General features: G+C 52.9%; 17 protein-coding genes. 8 read left to right on the forward strand and 9 right to left on the reverse strand.

From position 1 onward, the window contains the following. Positions 1–13: 13 nt before the first annotated feature. From tldD to ACP7IZ_RS05975, 3 genes are all read right to left on the reverse strand, one after another. Positions 14–1,471, reverse strand: coding sequence for a metalloprotease TldD (gene tldD, locus ACP7IZ_RS05965; protein WP_160256650.1), 1,458 nt, complete (start codon positions 1,469–1,471; stop codon positions 14–16). Between the two features lie 125 nt (positions 1,472–1,596). Then, positions 1,597–2,292 carry a histidine phosphatase family protein gene (locus ACP7IZ_RS05970; protein ID WP_035353066.1) on the reverse strand — a complete coding sequence of 232 codons (696 nt, stop codon included), beginning with the start codon at positions 2,290–2,292 and terminating at the stop codon, positions 1,597–1,599. A gap of 54 nt (positions 2,293–2,346) precedes the next feature. Further along, positions 2,347–4,494 carry a GMP reductase gene (locus tag ACP7IZ_RS05975; RefSeq protein ID WP_426848264.1) on the reverse strand — a complete coding sequence of 716 codons (2,148 nt, stop codon included), beginning with the start codon at positions 4,492–4,494 and terminating at the stop codon, positions 2,347–2,349. A 201-nt stretch (positions 4,495–4,695) separates the two neighbouring features. Between ACP7IZ_RS05975 and rfbB the strand changes: the two genes are divergently transcribed. The 7 genes from rfbB (at position 4,696) to ACP7IZ_RS06010 (ending at position 12,812) form a co-directional block, all read left to right on the forward strand. Beyond that, positions 4,696–5,754 (forward strand): dTDP-glucose 4,6-dehydratase, encoded by a 1,059-nt coding sequence (gene rfbB / locus ACP7IZ_RS05980; protein ID WP_426848265.1) that lies wholly within the window; start codon positions 4,696–4,698, stop codon positions 5,752–5,754. Next, positions 5,751–6,662 carry a glucose-1-phosphate thymidylyltransferase RfbA gene (gene rfbA, locus ACP7IZ_RS05985; RefSeq protein WP_035353063.1) on the forward strand — a complete coding sequence of 304 codons (912 nt, stop codon included), beginning with the start codon at positions 5,751–5,753 and terminating at the stop codon, positions 6,660–6,662. Before rfbB ends, rfbA begins: the two co-directional genes overlap by 4 nt. A 47-nt stretch (positions 6,663–6,709) precedes the next feature. After that, on the forward strand, positions 6,710–7,282 hold the full coding sequence (gene rfbC / locus ACP7IZ_RS05990; RefSeq protein WP_426848266.1) for a dTDP-4-dehydrorhamnose 3,5-epimerase: 573 nt from the start codon (positions 6,710–6,712) through the stop codon (positions 7,280–7,282). Positions 7,283–7,284: 2 nt separating this feature from the next. After that, a complete protein-coding gene (gene rfbD, locus ACP7IZ_RS05995; protein WP_426848267.1) occupies positions 7,285–8,190 on the forward strand; it encodes a dTDP-4-dehydrorhamnose reductase in 906 nt (301 codons plus the stop codon). Between the two features lie 80 nt (positions 8,191–8,270). Beyond that, a complete protein-coding gene (locus tag ACP7IZ_RS06000) occupies positions 8,271–9,245 on the forward strand; it encodes a glycosyltransferase family 2 protein (protein WP_426848269.1) in 975 nt (324 codons plus the stop codon). Positions 9,246–9,480: 235 nt separating this feature from the next. Next, on the forward strand, positions 9,481–12,138 hold the full coding sequence (locus tag ACP7IZ_RS06005) for a DNA translocase FtsK (protein WP_426848270.1): 2,658 nt from the start codon (positions 9,481–9,483) through the stop codon (positions 12,136–12,138). A gap of 53 nt (positions 12,139–12,191) precedes the next feature. After that, on the forward strand, positions 12,192–12,812 hold the full coding sequence (locus ACP7IZ_RS06010; RefSeq protein WP_426848272.1) for an RluA family pseudouridine synthase: 621 nt from the start codon (positions 12,192–12,194) through the stop codon (positions 12,810–12,812). Between the two features lie 20 nt (positions 12,813–12,832). Here ACP7IZ_RS06010 and ACP7IZ_RS06015 read toward each other — a convergent pair whose 3' ends face one another. From ACP7IZ_RS06015 to ACP7IZ_RS06040, 6 genes are all read right to left on the reverse strand, one after another. Next, on the reverse strand, positions 12,833–13,930 hold the full coding sequence (locus ACP7IZ_RS06015) for a glycosyltransferase family 4 protein (protein WP_426848273.1): 1,098 nt from the start codon (positions 13,928–13,930) through the stop codon (positions 12,833–12,835). 56 nt (positions 13,931–13,986) lie between these two features. After that, positions 13,987–14,658, reverse strand: a complete 672-nt coding sequence (locus ACP7IZ_RS06020) for a glutathione S-transferase (protein ID WP_426848390.1) — start codon at positions 14,656–14,658, stop codon at positions 13,987–13,989. A 23-nt stretch (positions 14,659–14,681) separates the two neighbouring features. After that, positions 14,682–15,764: a tRNA 2-thiouridine(34) synthase MnmA gene (gene mnmA, locus ACP7IZ_RS06025; RefSeq protein ID WP_426848274.1), complete on the reverse strand. Its 1,083-nt coding sequence runs from the start codon at positions 15,762–15,764 to the stop codon at positions 14,682–14,684. Between the two features lie 27 nt (positions 15,765–15,791). Continuing rightward, positions 15,792–16,106 carry a ferredoxin family 2Fe-2S iron-sulfur cluster binding protein gene (locus tag ACP7IZ_RS06030; RefSeq protein ID WP_006115619.1) on the reverse strand — a complete coding sequence of 105 codons (315 nt, stop codon included), beginning with the start codon at positions 16,104–16,106 and terminating at the stop codon, positions 15,792–15,794. 78 nt (positions 16,107–16,184) lie between these two features. Beyond that, positions 16,185–17,348, reverse strand: a complete 1,164-nt coding sequence (locus ACP7IZ_RS06035; RefSeq protein ID WP_426848275.1) for a cysteine desulfurase family protein — start codon at positions 17,346–17,348, stop codon at positions 16,185–16,187. 8 nt (positions 17,349–17,356) lie between these two features. Further along, positions 17,357–18,541, reverse strand: a complete 1,185-nt coding sequence (locus tag ACP7IZ_RS06040; protein ID WP_426848276.1) for a cysteine desulfurase family protein — start codon at positions 18,539–18,541, stop codon at positions 17,357–17,359. Between the two features lie 447 nt (positions 18,542–18,988). Here ACP7IZ_RS06040 and ACP7IZ_RS06045 point away from each other — a divergent pair, with 447 nt between their 5' ends. Then, on the forward strand, positions 18,989–19,654 hold the full coding sequence (locus ACP7IZ_RS06045) for an alpha/beta hydrolase (RefSeq protein ID WP_003623374.1): 666 nt from the start codon (positions 18,989–18,991) through the stop codon (positions 19,652–19,654). Positions 19,655–19,693: the final 39 nt, after the last annotated feature.

Raw genomic sequence — 19,693 nt, forward strand, 5'->3', positions numbered from 1 at the left:
GCTGAAAAAAGCCTTAAGCTGTGCCGCCTACGGTCAGGCCGGTCATTTTAAGGGCAGGCTGGCCCACCCCAACCGGCACGCCTTGCCCGGCTTTACCGCAGGTGCCAATACCGGGGTCTAGCTCCAGATTGCCGCCAATCATGGAAACCTGTGTCATGGCCTCCGCCCCGCTTCCAATCAGGGTAGCACCTTTTACAGGCGCCGTTACGCGACCATTTTCGATCAGATAAGCTTCAGATGCGGCAAACACAAACTTGCCTGAGGTGATATCCACCTGCCCGCCCCCAAAGTGCACCGCGTACAAGCCACGCTTCACGGAGGAGATCATTTCCTCCGTTGTAGAAGAGCCGGGCTGCATGATGGTGTTGGTCATGCGCGGCAAAGGCATATGCGCGTATGACTGGCGACGCCCATTTCCTGTAGGTGCCATGCCCATAAGGCGTGCATTCAGCCTATCCTGCAGGTAGCCCTGCAAAATACCGTCTTCAATCAACACCGTGCGGCCTGTGGGCGTGCCTTCATCATCAATAGTCAGGCTGCCGCGCCGATCGGGTAGAGATCCATCATCCACAACCGTAACACCGGGAGAAGCAACACGCTTACCGATGCGCCCAGCAAATACGGATGTACCTTTGCGGTTGAAATCACCTTCCAACCCGTGCCCAACGGCCTCATGCAGCAAAATGCCGGGCCAACCTGCGCCTAACACAACCTCCATGGCACCTGCTGGTGCGGGTTGTGCTTCTAATGCAACCAATGCCTGCCGCAACGCTTCATCCACAGCGCCCTGCCATGTTTCTTCATTCAGCAAGCGGTTGATCTCATACCGGCCACCCAGCCCGTAACTTCCGCTTTCACGCTTGCCATCATGTTCCACCACAACAGAGACATTCAGCCGCACCAAGGGGCGCAAATCTGCCGCACGTGTGCCATCGGCCCGCATGATCTGCACAGCCTGCCATTCCCCCGAAAGGGAGGCCATAACCTGCACCACACGGCTATCTTTGCCCCGCGCATAGGCATCTATTTTTGAAAGCAGGCCAGAACGCGTTGCAAAATCGCTATCACCCAGCGGGTTGGCATCTGTGTAAAGCCGCTGGTTGGTGGCCCGTGGCGGTGCTGCCATCTGGCCTGAGCGTCCGGCACGCACAGCGCTTACGGCATCTACAGCACGCAACAAGGAAGAGCGGCTGAGTTCATCCGAATGGGCAAAACCCGTTTCTTCCCCCAATACGGCGCGCAGGCCGAATCCGCTGCTGGTATTAAAGGATGCCGAACGGATAACGCCATCATCCAATGCAATGCCTTCACTTTCTCTGTATTCCAGAAAAAGTTCACCATCCTCCATTCCGGCCAATGCCGTTTTTGTCAGCTTTTCCGCATCATCTTTATGCAGTTGTGCATCTGGGCGATGAAAAAACAGCTGGTCCGTAACGGCGAGAGCACCCGGATGCTGAGAGGAAGAAGACATGCACGACAACCCTTCAGGAAGAAATGGCCACACCGTAATGGCGCATACACAAAACATAGGAAGTTAAACCGCCACGTAAACCCGGCATGGCTGGCTTTTCCGTAGTAATTTTGGCTGGGCCCGGCTTATACGCCGGGCAATTCATTTACAGTTACAACGCGCCAGCCCACGTCCAAACGTTCCAGAATGGTTAGCGCCAGATTCTGCACGGAAAAATGAAGTGCTGTTTCCGCATGAATGCGCAGGGCATGGGCCAATGCCGCACGCACTACGCCACCATGTGTTACCGCTATAATATCCTGCTGCGCATATTTTTCTGCCAGCCTGTCCAGCAAGCGGCCCACGCGCGCGCAGACATCAATCATGCTTTCACCCTCCGGCGGGCATTCCGTTGCCCCAACGGCCCAGAACGGATGCGGTGCAAGATTAAGATACTGGGGCAGTTCCTCATAAGGCAGGCCCTGCCATGAGCCCAGATTCTGTTCAATCAGATCTGGCTCTACTGTCAGCTTGGCGGGGCCATAGCCAGCTTCCTGCACGGCCTGCGCTGTGCGCTGTGTGCGAGATAACGGGCTTACAAGCCAATGTGCTGGCTTAGGCAGGCGTTCTGCCAAGGCCCGATACATAGGGCGTTGCGCAATAAGGCTATCGGGGCACAAAGGCACATCCATTGCGCCGTACATGCACATGCGGGCATTTTCTTCCACCAATGCGTGACGGATCAGCCAGAAGCGCGTAATACCCGGTGCCAATTTGGGGCCATCCAGAAAATGATCCTGAGATGAGGGTAAAACTTTGGGAAGGTCTCTTATTTCGTTCATAAAGTGTGTTGTGCGGCCAGCTAACTTGTGACGCAAGAGCCGAAATGGCGCCCCCTACAATGCAACAGGAAGCAATGCTTCCGCCTCAACATCCACCACGTTTTCAGACTGCGCAGAAGCCGCCTTTTCCTCCGCTTTCTGCAAAAATGGCCAATAGCGCAGGATCAGGGAAATCTTTTCCATGACATATTGAACATTTTGTATCTCCTGACCCACATACGTTTGATACGCCATACCTGTAGGCATATCTGACCCAGAAATATGGCGGGCACTAACAGAAATTCTTAAAGCACCAGCCATTTGCCCGCGCACCTGTGCATAAGGCACGGCAACAGGCTGCCCTAGCTGATAATTTCTGGCCATAATCTGATACACAGAATCTGGACAGCCAAATGGCAGATAGCCAGAGATATCCTGCTTTAACCACACATGTAGCTGGCGACATTCCTCAAGGTTTAAAACGGGAGTCATGCCACTATTGCCCCCACCATTGATCAGAAAAGAAAAAATGGTTTGCTGTTGATCCCACGCATCGGGCAGAGCGCTCCGCTTTGCAAAGGTATCTGGCAATAGCTCTATTGTCTGATCCTGCTCCAGAATATGGCGTATTCCACCCAGCAACTGCCCCAAGCGATGGATTTTTTCTGCGGCAGGCACATCAGAAAAACGTTTGATTTCCGCACATGCGCCAACCCAGCGCAGCAATAGCCCCAAATTAAACCCATTGTTTAAAGAAGCCGTTGCCTTACAGGCGGGCCATTCCGCCTGATTAAAATAGGCCACCAGCCCTGATGGCAACACAGCATGATCCAGCCGTTGCCGCCACGTTTCTGGCAATAACAGCGCCCCACAAAACGCCGGGCCTGTATAAAATTTGGAACCCGTAACCATGACAGCCCAGCCGTGCTGCAAATAGGCCGTGATACGCTCAGGCATCAGGCGCGCTTGGCAAGCATCCACCACAACATCAATCTGGCCCGGATATGTATGGCAAAGCGCCTGCACCACCTGCATATCGGGAACAAGCTGGCCCGTTTTAGAGGTATCCAGCAAATAAAGCAGCACACGTTGCCCGGCCTGTATGGCTTTATGAATCTGCTGCTGACAAATATGGAAAATATTTTGCCGAGAATTCAGCTCCCCATTTTCGGTGCGCAATGGGGCTGTTACCAACTGTGTGCCTGCTGGAAACCCAGCTATCTTCTCGCTTTTGCGAACACGGAAACCCAATGCAGTTGTGCTGGCAAAATGCCGCCCCTGCGTTGCCAATGGCACACCGCTGCCGGTTTCTTCTACACCTGCCAAAACCACACCTACGGCAGGATTAACAACCAAAGAAAGAGCCAGCGCAGCCAGCACGGAATCCGTACCTGATGGCGCTAAAATACAGTTATCTGGTTTTTCAACGCCGTAGTATTGCGCCAAAAAGGCCTTGGTATCTGCTTCAAGCGCAAGCAATGGCACTTCTGGGGGCTGCACAAGCATCTCCCGCACCAGCTCCAGCCGACATTTTTCCACAGCATTAAATGCATGCAGGGACGGCGATGATGCCGTGGAAGAAGAATACTGCCCACCTGTTACAGAAGGGCTATAGGTGCAGCCATAACGATTCTGATGGGTTTGAGGATCAAGGCCGAGTCTTTCATCCCCACCTTCTGCCATAAGCACATCAGAAGATCCGAGGTAGGGCCAGACACGCTGCACCCACTGGCAAAAATCATCATCTTTTTCAGTTTGACCAGAAAAAACCTGCGGATCGTTTCCTACCTGAAATACAGAAGATAACTGCTGTTGGCATAGCTGCTGCAACCATTCCATATCAGGCAGCCTATCTGCTGCTAGCGCTTCCACCCATGTTTCCGGGCAGTTTTCTACAGCCCCACCAAAAACCTTCCACCACCGCGCTGCACTGCGGGCGCAGGCCACCCAAATGCGATTTAAATATTTCTTCACATCATGCGCGGGCAGGCTATTCAGCAGAAAAGCCAGTTCCAGCGCCATGCGCCCATAAAAAGAAAATTGTTCTTTATTTTCCAGAAACAGTTTCCCAAAAACCGGCGTCCATACTCCGTTATGTTGCTCACAAACAAACGGATTTGATTGCTCTGGTTTTCCAATAACAGGAGAGGAATCAGCCAGAAATGCCAGTTCCGGAACCATATGCACCCACTGCATTGGATCTGTTTGGCGGGTTCCTGTCATTGAATTAAAAACACCCTCATTTATAGAAGTTCTACCTCAATTAGACTGTGTATATTTTTGTCTAACGGGTGAGATATCCTTCTCTATCCAGATTTGCATAGAAAAAACGTAAGAATGCTGGAGAATTGCTTTCTTCTCCCATATGACTGATAAGCTGTTATCAGGCAATTATATCATTCTGGTCTTGAAGAACGACATAGCATGCGCATCTTATTAACCGGTGGTTGTGGGTTTATCGGGTCTGCCGTTATTCGCCACATCATACACAATACCTCACATTCTGTCCTGAATGTTGACTGCATGACTTATGCAGCTTCTCCTGAGACAGTTGAAGACGCCCCAGAGAGCGAACGCTATACGTTCTCACAGACCAACATCACAGATACACCTGCGCTGGAAAAGCTGTTCAACAGTTTTAAACCAGATGCAGTTATGCATCTGGCGGCGGAAAGCCATGTTGATCGCTCCATTGATGGGCCGGGCGTCTTTATCCAGACAAATGTGGTGGGCACATACTCCATGCTGGAGGCCGCCCGCAAATACTGGATGACTCTGGATAAGGAAGCGCAAGAAGCCTTCCGCTTTCATCATATCTCCACGGATGAAGTTTTTGGTGCACTCGGCCCCAATGATCCGCCGTTTACCGAAACAACGCCGTATGATCCGCGCAGCCCGTATTCGGCCAGCAAGGCATCTTCCGATCATCTGGTTCGGGCTTGGTATCATACCTTCGGGCTGCCCACGTTTGTCACCAACACGACAAATAACTACGGCATCTGGCATTTCCCTGAAAAACTGATCCCGCTTATCACCATCAACGCCATTGAGGGCAAAGAACTGCCCGTATATGGCAAGGGTGATAATGTGCGTGACTGGCTGTTTGTGGAAGACCACGCAGAAGCCCTGGTGAAAGCCGTTGAAACGGGCAAACCTGGTGAAACCTACGCTATTGGTGCCCGCCAGCCGCGCACCAATCTGGAAGTTGTGCAGACAATCTGCCGCATTCTGGATGAACTCTCTCCAGATGCCGCAGGCCCACATGAACGGCTGATCCGTTATGTAACAGATCGCCCCGGCCATGATTTCCGTTACGAAATTGATCCTTCCCACGCTGAAAAGGCGTTGGGCTGGAAAGCCAAGCATAATTTTGAAACCGGCATCCGCCGCACTGTCCAGTGGTATCTGGACAACCGCGCGTGGTGGGAAAGCATTCGCGCCCGCCGCTATACTGGCCAGAGACTGGGAACCACTGCTCCATGATTCAAAAACCTGCTACTCCTACCCCCATGAAGGGCATTCTGCTGGCTGGCGGATCTGGCACGCGGCTTTACCCCATGACACTGGCAGCCAGCAAACAGTTGCTGCCAGTTTATGATAAACCAATGGTCTATTATCCGCTTTCCACGCTTATGCTGGCAGGTATCAAGGATATCATGATCATCAGCACCCCGCTGGATCTGCCGCAGTTTAAGCGCCTGCTAGGGGATGGCTCTCAGTTTGGTGTAAACTTTGAATACCGTGTCCAGCCTTCACCAGATGGTATTCCGCAGGCCTTCCTGATTGCTGAAGACTGGCTGCAAGACGCACCTTGTGCATTGGCTCTGGGTGATAACCTCATCTTTGCTGATCACCTTAGCGCTTCCCTACAAAAAGCGGCAGCACGCCCACAAGGCGCTACTGTTTTTGCTTATCAGGTACGTGACCCCGAACGTTATGGGGTTGTTTCCTTTGATGAAACAGACCGTGCGCTTGATATTGTGGAAAAGCCCACCAATCCACCTTCAAACTGGGCAGTAACTGGCCTGTATTTCTATGATAACCGTGTGCTGGATTTTGCCAAAAAGGTAAAACCTTCCGCACGTGGTGAGTTGGAAATTACAGATCTCAACCGTTTTTACCTGGAAGAAGGCAACCTGCAAGTTGAGCGTCTGGGCCGTGGTTGCGCCTGGTTGGATGCGGGTATTCCCGACAGCCTGCTAGAAGCCAGCCAGTTTGTGCACACCATTCAGGCACGGCAGGGCATGCTTGTCGGTTCTCCTGCAGAAGTGGCCTTCCGTATGGGGTATATTTCTGCCGATCATCTTAAAGAACATGCCAAACGCATGGGTAAAACAGAACTGGGCCGGGTGTTGTTCAACCTAGCTTCGTCTGAAGGTGCAGGCCACTAAGGCCTGCTTTTTCTTTTCCCCTATAGCAACGCAGGAGTTTCCCGCGCATGAAATCCGAACGCCTTGCCATTCCCGATGTTATTCTGATTACGCCACCACGCTTTGGTGACAATCGTGGGTTTTTTTCAGAAACCTACAATATCGAACGCATGCGCGAAGCAGGCATTACGGAACCTTTCGTGCAGGATAACCAGAGCCTCTCCCGCCAGAAAGGCGTTATCCGTGGCCTGCATTGCCAGCTTGATCCGTTTGCACAGGGCAAGCTGGTACGTTGCACCCGCGGTGCCATTTGGGATGTTGCCGTAGATGCACGCACAGGCTCCCCTACTTATGGCAAATGGGTTGCGGCTGAACTTTCGGAAGAAAATTGGTCTCAGCTTTGGATTCCACCTGGCTTTCTGCACGGCTTTTGCACCCTGACTGAAAATGCAGAAGTGCAATACAAATGCACGGCTCTTTACAGCAAAGCATCTGAACGCGCCGTTATCTGGAACAGTGCGGAACTCGGGATTGAGTGGCCCGTTAAGGCTGAGGACGCCGTATTGTCTGAAAAAGACTTGCTGGCCCCAGAGTTTTCAGCGGCCAAGGGATGGTTTCAGTATGCAGGGAAAGAAGGCTAAGCATGAGCATTCTGTCTGAAACTGGCGGCCCTGTTCTGGTAACTGGCGGAAAAGGCCAACTGGCAACATCTCTGGTAAATCTTGGTGGCCCGCGCATCCGTTGTGTCGGCCGTCCTGATTTTGATTTTGACCGCCCTGAAACACTTAAGGCTACGCTAGACGCCATCAAACCCGTTGCTGTGGTAAACGCCGCAGCATGGACGGCTGTTGATCTGGCAGAAAGTGAACCTGAAGCCGCAGCTCGTGCCAATACAACGGGGCCAGAACTGCTGGCCCGCCTGTGTGCAGAACGCAGCATACCTTTTATCCATGTTTCCACAGATTATGTTTTTGCTGGAGACAAAGGCGCACCTTATGTGGAAACAGACCCTGTTTCTCCACAGACCGTTTACGGCAGCACCAAAGCTGAAGGTGAACAACGCATTCTGGCGGCTGATCCACGTAGCATTATTCTGCGCACCTCTTGGGTTTATTCAGCACACGGAAAAAACTTTGTGCGCACAATGCTGAATGTTGGCGCCAAAAACCCAGCCTTGAAGGTTGTGGGGGATCAACGCGGCAACCCAACCTGTTCCGATGATCTGGCGCAGGCTATTCTTTCCATTCTGGCCACTATTGAAAAAACCGGCTGGAAAGATGAATACGCAGGCATTTACCATGCTTGTGGCACGGGTGAGACAACGTGGCATGGTCTGGCCGAAGCCGCGCTGCAAAAAGCGGCTGAATATGGCCAAGCCAAACCCACCATTACAGCCATTCGCACAGAAGATTGGCCGACCCCTGCCAAGCGCCCAGCTGATTCCCGCATGGATAACAGCAAACTCACGCACGTATTTGGTATTCAAATGCCGCAATGGCAGGAAAGCGTGAACAAGGTGGTACACCAAATCTTCACCGCACCTTCCTGACACCTCTCTGGGGGAACAGGCGGCCCCAGAAGGTTATTTCAATCAATACCGCCTGACAAAATGCAGAAGTGAACAGTCAGGTGCAGACACCAAACGTGCAACACGGGATGGATCTTCCCCAATCTCAGGAAACTGTTCCTGTTGCCGTTTTACTTTCTGTTTACAATGGTGCTGCATTTTTAAATGATCTGCTAACATCTCTTAAACAGCAAACGCATACAAACTGGGTTCTGCTGTGGCGAGATGATGGATCTACAGATGCAAGTATCGAATGCATGCATCAGTTTACCATGGATGTCGGCCATCAACGTTGCAGGCAAATTACGTCATCCCCTGCGCATATGGGGGTTGTACTTTCTTACGCAACACTTCTGAAAGATGTGCCCGCGGGCTTTTTTGTTGCCTTCTGTGATCAGGATGATGTCTGGTTTCCGCATAAACTGGAACGTGGGCTCACAGCGCTGACAGCCACCCAAAAACCTGCGCTTTATTGCTCACGCCAACGCTTAACAGATACCAAGCTGCGCCCAATCAGCATTTCACCGCAGTTACCGCCAAATCCATGTTTTCAAATGGCATTAACGCAGAATATTGCCACGGGCTGCACCATTATGCTTGCCCCTGCGGCGGTCTCTCTCTTGCAAGGCAGCTTTCCGCCGCCAAATCATATTTTGCATGATTGGTGGGCGTATCTGGTTGTAACTGGCGCAGATGGCACAGTTATTACGGACAATCAGCCCACACTATTTTATCGTCAGCATGATAATAATGCCGTGGGTGCGCCTGCCTTATTTACGCAACGAGCATTAGCCGCCCTTCGGCGCGGGCCTTGGCAGTTTATGTCTATCTTTCGGGATAATCTGGCCTATCTTGGCAAACAAACTTATCTTTCAGCAAACAACCGCCATTTTTTAGATGCATTACACAGAGTGCTGTCACAATCAGGTATAATAGGAAGATGGCACAGATGGCGGATGCTACAGAACTCTCCCAAACTGCGAAGATATACTTGGCCGGAACAAATTATTTTCAGGCTGTGGTTTCTGCTGGGCTGAATAATATCTCGTAGTTTTGAGATTGGCTTTGCGCTTTTCCATTACCGATAGCGTGCAAACAAAACATTATGAGCAAGATGATGTGCTCAACACCTGCATTTTCTTTACACCTTCCTTAACAAAACCACGTTCCAGTGCTTCTGCTATAAAGCTGTTCACGATAGATTACCGCTACTGCTAAAACCGAATCATTCTCATCAATCACCCGCAAACATTTTTCCGGCATGCTGGAAACGTGTTTCGGCTTCTGGAGTCAGGATCAACACCCTTGGCGCGCATAAGCCCTACGCAATCCGATCATTATCCCCCATCCTCACACAAAAGCACGTTGCGTTTGCGCCTGGAGGAAGGTGGTGGGCTTGCGCTATGCGTTCTGGCCTGCGCTTTATTAGCTGCACTTGTCAGCTATAATCCCAATGATCCATCCTTCAACACAGCAACAGGCCAGCCGCCTACCAACCTGTTAGGCATAAGCGGGGCCTTTTTTGCCGATACGCTGTTGCAGGGCGTGGGGCTGGCAGCCATTCTGCCCGCGTTAATTCTGATTGCATGGGGCTGGCGGTTTATGAGCCACCGGCTACTGGGCCACGAATCATGGCCTGTATTTGCCATGCGTGTTGTAGCTATTCTGTGCCTGTTACCAGTTTCTGGCGCGTTGCTGTCTGCTATTCCTCTGCTCTTCACTGCCCTGCCCGCCATTAACTGGCCAACCCAAGCGGGTGTTGGCGGGGGCATTGGCCATTCTATTGCCCAAACATCCATTGCCGCTGGTATGGCGGCCATTGGTCCGGCTGGCGGTATGGTGCTGTGGCTGCTTGGGTTGCTGCTGGCTTTTCTGCTTATGGCTTTGGCAACGGGCCTGCGGCGGGAGGAATGGTTTGCCATCTGGCGGGTGACACTTACGTTGCTGCGCTTGCCAGGCAAGCTTGCGGTGCGCTTTGTGCGTTACTATGCCAGCCGCAAACCCCAGACTGATGCCTATACTCCCACGGAAACAGCCGATCTTTATAAAAACCGGCCACAGGCTTCTTCACAGTCTCTCTTTGCTCATGATGAACCAGAGGTAGAAGAAGTTTCCCACGCAGCACCAATATCTACGCCCGCATCTGCTGGCACAGCCTTGGTTTTGCATAATGAAGAAGACAGCAAAAAACCTGCGGTTTCTTCTTCCATGGAATTAGCGCATCATACGCCTGACCCAGCGCCCGCTGCCACGCCGGCTCCAGTCGTCACACAAGCGCCCCCTCCGCCTCCGCAACCCGTTGCAGAAAAGCCGGCTAAATCGGGTATTCTGGGGCGTCTGTTTTCTGGAAGTGCAAATCAGGAAAGCAGCACCAACACTCCGGTACGTGCAGGCGCCACTGTGCGTAAAGGTGGATGGGAACTCCCACCTCTCAGCCTTCTCAAACCAGCCCCGAGCAATACACGCACAGGCCCTTCCCCAGAAGCGCTTCACGCAACAGCACGACTTCTAGAACAGGTGCTGGCCGATTATGGTGTGCAGGGCAAAATTGTCGGCATGAGCGCAGGGCCCGTTGTTACGCTCTATGAACTGGAGCCAGCACCGGGCATTCGTTCTGCCCGTATTATTGGCCTTTCAGATGATGTGGCACGCTCTCTTTCCGTGTTGAGTGTGCGTATTGCCACAGTGCCGGGCCGTAACGTGATGGGCATTGAAGTGCCTAATCAAACGCGTGAAACGGTTTACCTTTCTGAGCTGCTCAACCAGCCCACATGGCGGGATGATCCGGGCCAGCTTCCTCTGGCTCTGGGCAAAGATATTGCTGGTGAACCGACATTCAGTGATCTGGCGCGTATGCCTCACCTACTGGTGGCTGGCACCACGGGTTCGGGTAAATCTGTTGGTGTGAACGCCATGATTCTTTCGCTGCTTTATCGGCTTTCCCCCGATGAATGCCGCCTGATCATGATTGACCCTAAGGTGCTGGAGCTCTCCATCTATGATGGCATTCCACATCTGCTTACACCCGTGGTGACAGAGCCGCCGAAAGCCGTGAACGCCCTTAAATGGGTTGTGCGCGAAATGGACCGCCGTTACCGCACCATGGCGCATATGCAGGTGCGAAATATTGCGGGCTATAATGCCCGTGCAGCAGAAGCCCGTGCCGATGGTGAAGTGGTTGTGCGCCGCGTGCAGACAGGGTTTGACCCCGAAACCGGAAACCCGGTTTTTGAGGAACAATCTGTTACGCTAGACCCCATGCCCTATATCGTCGTGATTATTGACGAAATGGCTGACCTGATGATGACGGCCGGGAAAGAAATTGATGCCTGCGTGCAGCGTCTGGCTCAAAAAGCGCGTGCTGCTGGTATTCACGTTATTATGGCCACGCAGCGCCCCTCTGTGGATGTAATTACCGGCACTATTAAGGCCAACTTCCCTACTCGTATTTCCTTTCAGGTTATCAGCAAGTTTGATAGCCGTACCATCTTGGGCGAACAGGGGGCTGAACAGCTATTGGGCCAAGGTGATATGCTGTTCATGCAAGGTGGCGGCCGCATTACCCGCGTGCACGGCCCATTTGTGGCCGATAGTGAAGTGGAACAGGTTGTTAACTTCCTGAAAGAACAGGGAGAACCCGTTTACGATGATGACGTTTTGGCAGAACCCGTGGATGAAACAGCGTCCTCCAATAGTGGTTCTGGCCGTTCTGGCGGCGGTGATAACGGCGAATCCGAAATGTATGATGAAGCTGTTTCCATTGTAACCGCTGAAGGCAAAGCCTCTACCTCCTTCATTCAGCGCAAGCTTTCCATTGGCTATAATCGTGCCGCCAAGTTGATTGAGCAGATGGAAAAAGACGGCATCATCAGCCAAGCCGACCGTGTTGGCCGCCGCAAGGTGTTGGTTGGCGCTAATAGGGAGGATTAAACATTCCTCCTTCTTCGCCACCCATCCTCTATCAGAATCATCATCTGGTTATTTTGAATAAACCGGCAGGCCTGCCCGTTCATGCAGGCCCTGCTGGTGGGCCAAGTGTTGAAGACTGGTTTCCGCTTCTTTCTCGCCGCAAGGATGGGCCATGGCTGGCGCATAGGCTGGATACAGATACATCAGGGTGCTTGGCCATTGCCTTACGCAAGCAACCCCTTCTGGCCTTGCAACAAGCCTTTGCCACCAAAACGGCACAGAAAACCTATTGGGCCGTTGTACAAACCGGCCCACAGGCAAACACTGGCCGCATAGACCTGCCACTTGAAAAACAATCCTCTAAAAAAGGCTGGCAGATGGTTGCATCTCCTTCTGGCACGCCTGCCGCCACAAAATGGAAAGTTCTTGGCCGAAGCAAGGGGTTGTGCTGGCTGGAACTTACCCTTGAAACAGGACGTACACATCAGGCCCGCGTGCATTGTGCCGCCATGGGCTGGCCTATTGTGGGTGATCCTCTTTACGGCACGCCGCACTCTGAAGGATTGCACCTTCTGGCCAGAAGCTTAACCCTGCCACTTTCTCCCCCCATTACAGCGGTTGCACCGCCCCGCCCCGGCATGGTGCCAGCCTTGCAAGCTTGCGGATGGAAACCTAACGAGGAAGCCAAACTTTAAGCGCCCAAGAAGATGGGCGTTTATTTTCTTTTATGCAGCCACGTTTTTACAATGTCCTCATGTAAAAGCTGCCGTTTTTTTCGGATAATGTCTGCATCAAATTTTTGGGCTTGTTTACTACCTGCAACAGACATCTGGCTGCGCTTTTGTGGATTGTTCATCAAACCACGCAAAACATTCGCTAAGGCTGGAACATCATCCGGGTTAGCATATACCCCGGCATTTCCGACCACTTCTGGCAAACCACCACGAGGGGAAGCGACCACAGCCGCACCCATTCCCATGGCTTCCAGCGCTACCATGCCAAAAGGTTCTGGCCAACGGCTAGGTATGACAACAATAGCCGCCTGCCCCATAGCATCCAACACTTTATGATGGGGTTGATACCCGGCCATCGCCACATGGGCTGCCTGTGCTTGCACACGCAACTGCTTTAAAAAAGGCGTTTGCGGAGAATCTGGGCCAAACCTGTCTGCGCCGATAATTTCAGCACGCCATGCAGGATGGGAAGGTAATATTTCAGCACAAGCTGCTACAAAGGAATCCACACCTTTATCGGCGACAACGCGGCCTGCAAACAGCAACAGATTCTCGCGCTTTTGCGAAACTTCAGGCAAAGCTGAAAAGTCCAGACAATTGGGCAGCACATACACATCCACTGCGGTTACTGAACTTTTAAAGCGCTTTTGTACCCATTCAGATACGGCAACCACCGCCACCTTGCGTGCCAGCGTTTCTCGTTCTGCTGCTGTGCGTGCCTTCTTCATGCCGCACGGATCATTATGCAGCACTAAAGAAACAGGAAGATGAGGAAAACGCTTGCGCAGCCCCAGTGCAATATCTGGCCGGTTATGAACCTCAACGAGTTCTGGCTGAAGCTGCCGAATCTTTCTGGCTACTCCGGCTATATATCGGCCAATCCGCCCCCACGGATACAAAATGAAAGGAACGGGTTGGAAAGCCACACCCTGAAAACTTGGAACAGATAGAGGTGACCCTACAACAGTTTCACCTTCTAAAGCTGTGCGATGCACCAGTAACGCAATGGCCCCAGCCTGTTGGGGTGCAAATCTTTCTCGGGGGGGTAAAACTGTTAAAACCCGTAAGGCGCGCGCCATTTTACCCCTCCGGTATCATACATTCTGTGGGGCACACTGCAGAACGTCACACCGTATCAGGGGATGGATTCGTACATATCCAACTGCCACTCTGCCGGTTCATCTGCCGCCTCTTTATACCATTCCCGCATCAGTGGGTGCTGCCGCACGGCTTCCATATAAGCGCGGGAAACATCAGATAGCCCTGTAACGTCATAGGACAGGAATCGGCAGACAATCGGGGCAAACATGGCATCTGCATTTCCAAAAGATGCACCAAACAGATACGGGCCATTAGCCCCATAACGGGTTCTGGTATCTGTCCAGATGGCATCAATCCGGGCGATATCCTTTAACACATCTTCCGCTAAAGGCTCTGCCAGCGGACGCGCATCTCGCCCCAGATTCATCGGCAGAGCAGAACGCACGCCCCGGAATCCGGAATGCATTTCTGCTGATATGGAGCGCGCGATCGCACGTTCGCACCGTTCAGACGGCCAAAGTGCAGGCTGATGTTCTGCGCAGTATTCCGCAATGGAAAGCGAATCCCACACAACAGCGCCTTCATGCTCCAAATACGGCACGCACCCGTTGGGAGACAGTGTTTTAAGCACTGTGGTTTTGCCACCACCTGCTAGCGGCACAACATCTATATCCACGTTCAGTTGTGCCAGCTTTACCATCAGCCAGCCCCGCAAAGACCACGAAGAATACCGCTGCGTACCAATAACAAGCCGACCATCAGCCATCATTCGTGCCCTTTGCCTCAAAATTATGCTGGAACAGTTTCTTCCATACGGCGGATAAACCCACCACCCAGAATACGCGTGCCCTGATAGAATACACAGGCTTGCCCAGGGGCAGGCATGGCAGGTTCTGCCAGATACACCATAGCCCCCTCCGGCGTAGGCACCACGCGAGCGGCCCGCGGCTCTTCCCGCGCGCGCATCTGCACACGGCAGACCAAACCTTCTGGGGGGGCATCTACCAGCCAGTTCACATTCCGCACGGAAAGGGCCGTAACAAAAGATTTTTCCCGCGGGCCAATAATCACACGCCTGCGGCCCGGTTCTACACCAACCACCATCTGGCGTTCGCCATTCAGGCGCGCGGCATTCCCCAGTCTTTTGCTCTGGCCCACCGTAAACCGCATAACGCCTTCGTGCTGGCCGACAATCTGCCCCTGCTGATCCACAATTTCACCCGGACCAGCCATTTCAGGGTGCATTTTTTCAACCAGATCCACGTAGGAGCCATCGCTTACAAAGCATAGGTCCTGACTATCGGGTTTGCCCGCAACAACCAGACCAAAGCGCTCGGCTTCTTTTCTAACGGCGGCCTTGTCTGGCATATCGCCTAGCGGAAAGCGCAGAAACTCAAGCTGATCCCGCGTGGTAGCAAACAGGAACCAGCTCTGGTCCCGGTCTTCATCACACGGGCGGTGCAGTTCTGCGCCCTCTGGCCCTTCTACACGACGAACGTAATGGCCTGTTGCCATAGCATCTGCGCCAATCTCACGCGCAAGGCCCAACAGGTCCGTAAACTTTACACCCTGATTGCACGCCACACAGGGCACTGGCGTTTCACCCGATGCATAGGCATCTGCAAAACGCTCTATAACGCTATCCTTAAAACGGCGTTCTGCATCAATCACGTAATGCGGAAAGCCCAGAAGGTCTGCTACTGCGCGGGCATCTCGAATATCCTGCCCCGCGCAGCACGCACCTTTTTTTGCAGCCCCGCGCGAATCGTAAAGCTGCAAGGTAGCACCCACAACTTCATGCCCTTCCTCCAGAAGGCGAGCAGCTACAACAGAGCTATCCACCCCACCAGACATGGCAACAAGTATACGCATGAGCGCTATATCCTTTTAAAAACGGCTTCAGGCCTTGCTGGGCAGGCGTACAACCAAACCATCCAGCGCATCTGTCATGACAATCTGACAGCCCAAGCGAGATGTTTTTTCCAGCCCAAAAGCCAGATCCAGCATATCTTCTTCGTCATCTGTAGGGGCTGCCAGCTTGGGGGCCCAAGTTGGGTCTACAATCACATGGCACGTTGCACAGGCCAGAGAACCCTCACACGCGCCTTCAAGATCAATGCCATGCTTGTGGGCAATTTCCAGCACGGAAAGGCCAACCGGCGCATCCACTTTGTGTTCGGTTCCGTCCTGTTCAACAAATGTCATCTGGGGCATTGGTTTTCCATCCTGCCAAAGGCTGTTTCATTGCGGCATGTGGGGTTATGGCGCTTCTGTTGGGTTGCACTTGGTAACTTACGTTACGCTTCGCACCCGCAAGACAGCCTGCGCCAAATTTTCTGCCGCGCGTTCTGCTTCGGCGGCTGAGGTAAAACGTCCGGGAGACAGACGCAAGCTTCTTCCCGCTTCTTCCCTACGCAATCCCATTGCTTCCAGCACATAAGATGGGGCGAGTTCTGCCGAAGAACAGGCCGATCCCAAAGAAACAGCAAGATCTGGCATAACCGCCACAACATCCAAAGCCGAAACGCCTACGGGCAAGCGCAGGTTAAAAATACCCGGCAAACGTGGGGCTGCAACGGCATTAACCTTACACCCCGGCAAAACAGCATTCAGTTTGTTTAGAAAAACGCGCTGTAACATGGATAAATGCTCAAAGCCGGTATCCATCTCCTGCTTTACAATCTGGCAGGCTTCTCCAAACGCAGCCACAAGAAAACCGGGCACGGTGCCAGAGCGCACGCCACGTTCCTGCCCTCCGCCAGAAAACAGAGGCACCAGACGGACACGTGGCCGACGCCGCACAAACAATGCTCCGGCACCTTTTGGGCCATACAGTTTGTGGCTGGAAACAGAAGCCAAAGCCAAACCCCATGCCCGCACATCTACAGGAATTTTCCCCGCGGCTTGCGCCAGATCGGAATGTAGTAAAGCTCCTGCTTCATTCACTAAAGTGCTAAGAACCGGCATGTCTTGCAGCACACCTGTTTCATTATTCGCCGCCATAATGGAAACAAGTGCTGTGGGTACTTTTAGCGCCTCTTGCAGCACAGATGGATCAAGCAGGCCATTAGCATCTACTGGCAGCACAACAGGTTCAAACCCTTCCTGCGCCAGATCTCTCACGCTTTCCAAAACACATTTGTGCTCTGTTGCGACAGTTATAACGCGCTTACGCGGGCTACCCTGTGCAGCCAGATGGCGTACAGCCCCTTTAATGGCCAGATTATTGGCTTCTGTAGCACCCGATGTAAAAATAATTTCCTTGGCATCAGCCCCTATCAAGCTGGCAACCTGATTACGCGCATGTGCTACTCTGTCTGCTGCACGCATACCCGCTTCGTGCGTTGTGCTGTGTGGATTACCATTTTCATGGTCCAGAACATCCAGCAGCACTTGGCGCACCCGCGGATCACACGGTGTGGTGGCTGCATGATCAAAATAAATAGAAGATGCCATGATCGAAATTACACCAGAGAATCCATAAGCCCGATAGCTGCCGGGCTTTGCGCCATACGGGTATAGGATTCGATAAAGCGGGCAACATCTTGCTCTGTCACATTCCACGGCAAAGAAACGCGTAAGGCTTGCCCTGCCAAGTCATCCGCCCCCATGGCTTCCAACACGTGTGAAAACGCCACTTTGCCCGAAGAACAGGCCGAGCCAGCCGAAACACAAATACCATCCAGATCTAGGCGCATCAGTTGCGCCTGCGCCCGCCTGCCCGGCAATGCCAAAGAAACAGTATTGTTCAGGCGTGGCACATCTGCCCCAAATACTTTGGCGCCTGCGGCCACTGCCGCCTGCTCAATACTATTCCGCAACGGGGCTAGATCTCGCGGCTGCTCCAGCGCCGCACCTAAGGCTGCGGCCAAGCCCGCAATAGCCGGTAGCGGAGGCGTGCCACCACGACGGCCCTGCTCCTGCCCTCCGCCCTCAAATATTGGCAGCACACGTGCTGGGGCTGGCCCGCGCAACAACAAGGCCCCCGCCCCTTTTGGTCCACCCATTTTGTGGCCTGAACACGCAAGGCTATCGATTCCGCTTTTCTCAACAGATAATGGCAAACGCCCGGCTGCCTGCACCGCATCTACATGCAAATGCGCCCCGTACTTCCGGCACAGCAAAACCACATCATCAATTGGGTGCAGCACACCTGTTTCATTATTCGCCAGCATCAAACACACAAAAGCAGGTATTTCATCCTGCGCCAGCGCCTGTTCCAGCTTATCTAACCGTACCTGACCATTGGCATCCACATCCAACCACGCCACATGTGCACCTTCTGGCGCGCCTTTGCGAACAGCATCATGCTCCGTGCGCCCTATCAGGAACCTGCGGCCTTGGCCGAGTCCCCTCATGGCCAGCACATTCGCTTCTGTACCGCCTGATGTGAAAATACAGTTCAGCGGCGCTACATCCAGATAACGTGCAACCGTATTACGGGCTTGTTCCAGCAAAGCGCGAGCCTTACGGCCAGCCCGATGCACGGAAGATGGATTTCCTGTTAAATCAGCAGCTTCCAGCAAGGCTTCACGCGCTTGGGGGCGCAAAGGCTCTGTTGCATTCGCATCCAGATAAACCACATCTGAACCACTGCTGTTTTTTTCTGTTCTGCTTGTCATGATGCCCCAAATCAGATCGCCTGCCACACAGACATGCCATACCCAAAAGGGCGAAAAACAGCCATTATAACGATTTATGTGGAAATCTTGGCCGCACAGCCGCTATAGAAAGCCGCATGGTCAACACCACGAGGTGCAGCATGCCCAATCACGCTGGGAGAAAAACCTTCCCCCACGCATTACGATCTCCACGGAATCTTGGTGCATGATTATGCCTGTGTCTTCTCCAAGGTCAACGGCAGAAAACACCTTCTGCTATTTTCTCTACACATCAGAGACACCATATACCTAAAGAACCTTTCCTTTCCGTTTTCTCCCCACAAACGGAAAGGAAAGGTGTGTTGAACATTTAACTGCGCGGCTTCTGCCCCGCATGGCCTGATTAGGAACGTGGCATCGTTTTTAGCCAGACCTGTTTACAGAACCCGGAAACGTCATGCCCACGGACGTTTTCCATGATCAAGCGGAACCCGAATGCCAGAGGTTATGTTTGCCGGCCCTGATGGTCGTCTTGAAGGGCGCTATCACCATTCAAACGAGCCCAACGCCCCGCTTGCCCTCGTGCTGCACCCCCACCCGCTGCACGGCGGCACCATGAACAACCGCATTACCTATGCGCTGTATCGCACGTTCGAAAAGATGGGCTTTTCCGTCATGCGTTACAATTCGCGCGGGGTTGGCCGTTCTCAGGGGCGGTTTGATGGCGGTATTGGCGAAATTTCAGATGCCGCCGCAGCGCTGGACTGGATGCAGATGGTTAACCCCAACGCCAGTGGTCTGTGGATTGCAGGTTATTCTTTTGGTGCTTTTGTTGGCATGCAATTGCTGATGCGCCGCCCAGAAATTACCGGCTGGATCAGCATTGCACCACCTGCCGCGCATTATGATTTCGGCTTTCTGGCACCATGCCCCTGCGGTGGCCTGATGATTGCTGGCGGCAAGGATGATATGGCCCCAGAACCTGCCATTCATAAACTGGTGGATAAGCTGAACACCCAAAAAGGTGTGACAGTTGATTACCGCGTTTTCCCCGAAGCGGATCATATCTTTGCCAAACAGGTAGATAAGATTACCAACGCGGTGGAAGACCACGTGACCAAGGCCATGGCGCACCACAATATGCCTTTGGCGGCGGACTAAAAAACCGCTTTACTGCTGCCAGCCATTTTTATGGGCTGG

The organism is Acetobacter sp. AAB5, assembly GCF_050106715.1.
Lineage (GTDB): Bacteria > Pseudomonadota > Alphaproteobacteria > Acetobacterales > Acetobacteraceae > Acetobacter > Acetobacter oryzifermentans.

What these genes read in the sequence shown, in the direction of transcription:
- tldD (WP_160256650.1), bottom strand. Translation starts at nt 1,471, where the DNA reads ATGTCTTCTTCCTCTCAGCATCCGGGTGCTCTCGCCGTTACGGACCAG.
- ACP7IZ_RS05970 (WP_035353066.1), bottom strand. Translation starts at nt 2,292, where the DNA reads ATGAACGAAATAAGAGACCTTCCCAAAGTTTTACCCTCATCTCAGGAT.
- ACP7IZ_RS05975 (WP_426848264.1), bottom strand. Translation starts at nt 4,494, where the DNA reads ATGACAGGAACCCGCCAAACAGATCCAATGCAGTGGGTGCATATGGTT.
- rfbB (WP_426848265.1), top strand. Translation starts at nt 4,696, where the DNA reads ATGCGCATCTTATTAACCGGTGGTTGTGGGTTTATCGGGTCTGCCGTT.
- rfbA (WP_035353063.1), top strand. Translation starts at nt 5,751, where the DNA reads ATGATTCAAAAACCTGCTACTCCTACCCCCATGAAGGGCATTCTGCTG.
- rfbC (WP_426848266.1), top strand. Translation starts at nt 6,710, where the DNA reads ATGAAATCCGAACGCCTTGCCATTCCCGATGTTATTCTGATTACGCCA.
- rfbD (WP_426848267.1), top strand. Translation starts at nt 7,285, where the DNA reads ATGAGCATTCTGTCTGAAACTGGCGGCCCTGTTCTGGTAACTGGCGGA.
- ACP7IZ_RS06015 (WP_426848273.1), bottom strand. Translation starts at nt 13,930, where the DNA reads ATGGCGCGCGCCTTACGGGTTTTAACAGTTTTACCCCCCCGAGAAAGA.
- ACP7IZ_RS06020 (WP_426848390.1), bottom strand. Translation starts at nt 14,658, where the DNA reads ATGGCTGATGGTCGGCTTGTTATTGGTACGCAGCGGTATTCTTCGTGG.
- mnmA (WP_426848274.1), bottom strand. Translation starts at nt 15,764, where the DNA reads ATGCGTATACTTGTTGCCATGTCTGGTGGGGTGGATAGCTCTGTTGTA.
- ACP7IZ_RS06030 (WP_006115619.1), bottom strand. Translation starts at nt 16,106, where the DNA reads ATGCCCCAGATGACATTTGTTGAACAGGACGGAACCGAACACAAAGTG.
- ACP7IZ_RS06035 (WP_426848275.1), bottom strand. Translation starts at nt 17,348, where the DNA reads ATGGCATCTTCTATTTATTTTGATCATGCAGCCACCACACCGTGTGAT.
- ACP7IZ_RS06045 (WP_003623374.1), top strand. Translation starts at nt 18,989, where the DNA reads ATGCCAGAGGTTATGTTTGCCGGCCCTGATGGTCGTCTTGAAGGGCGC.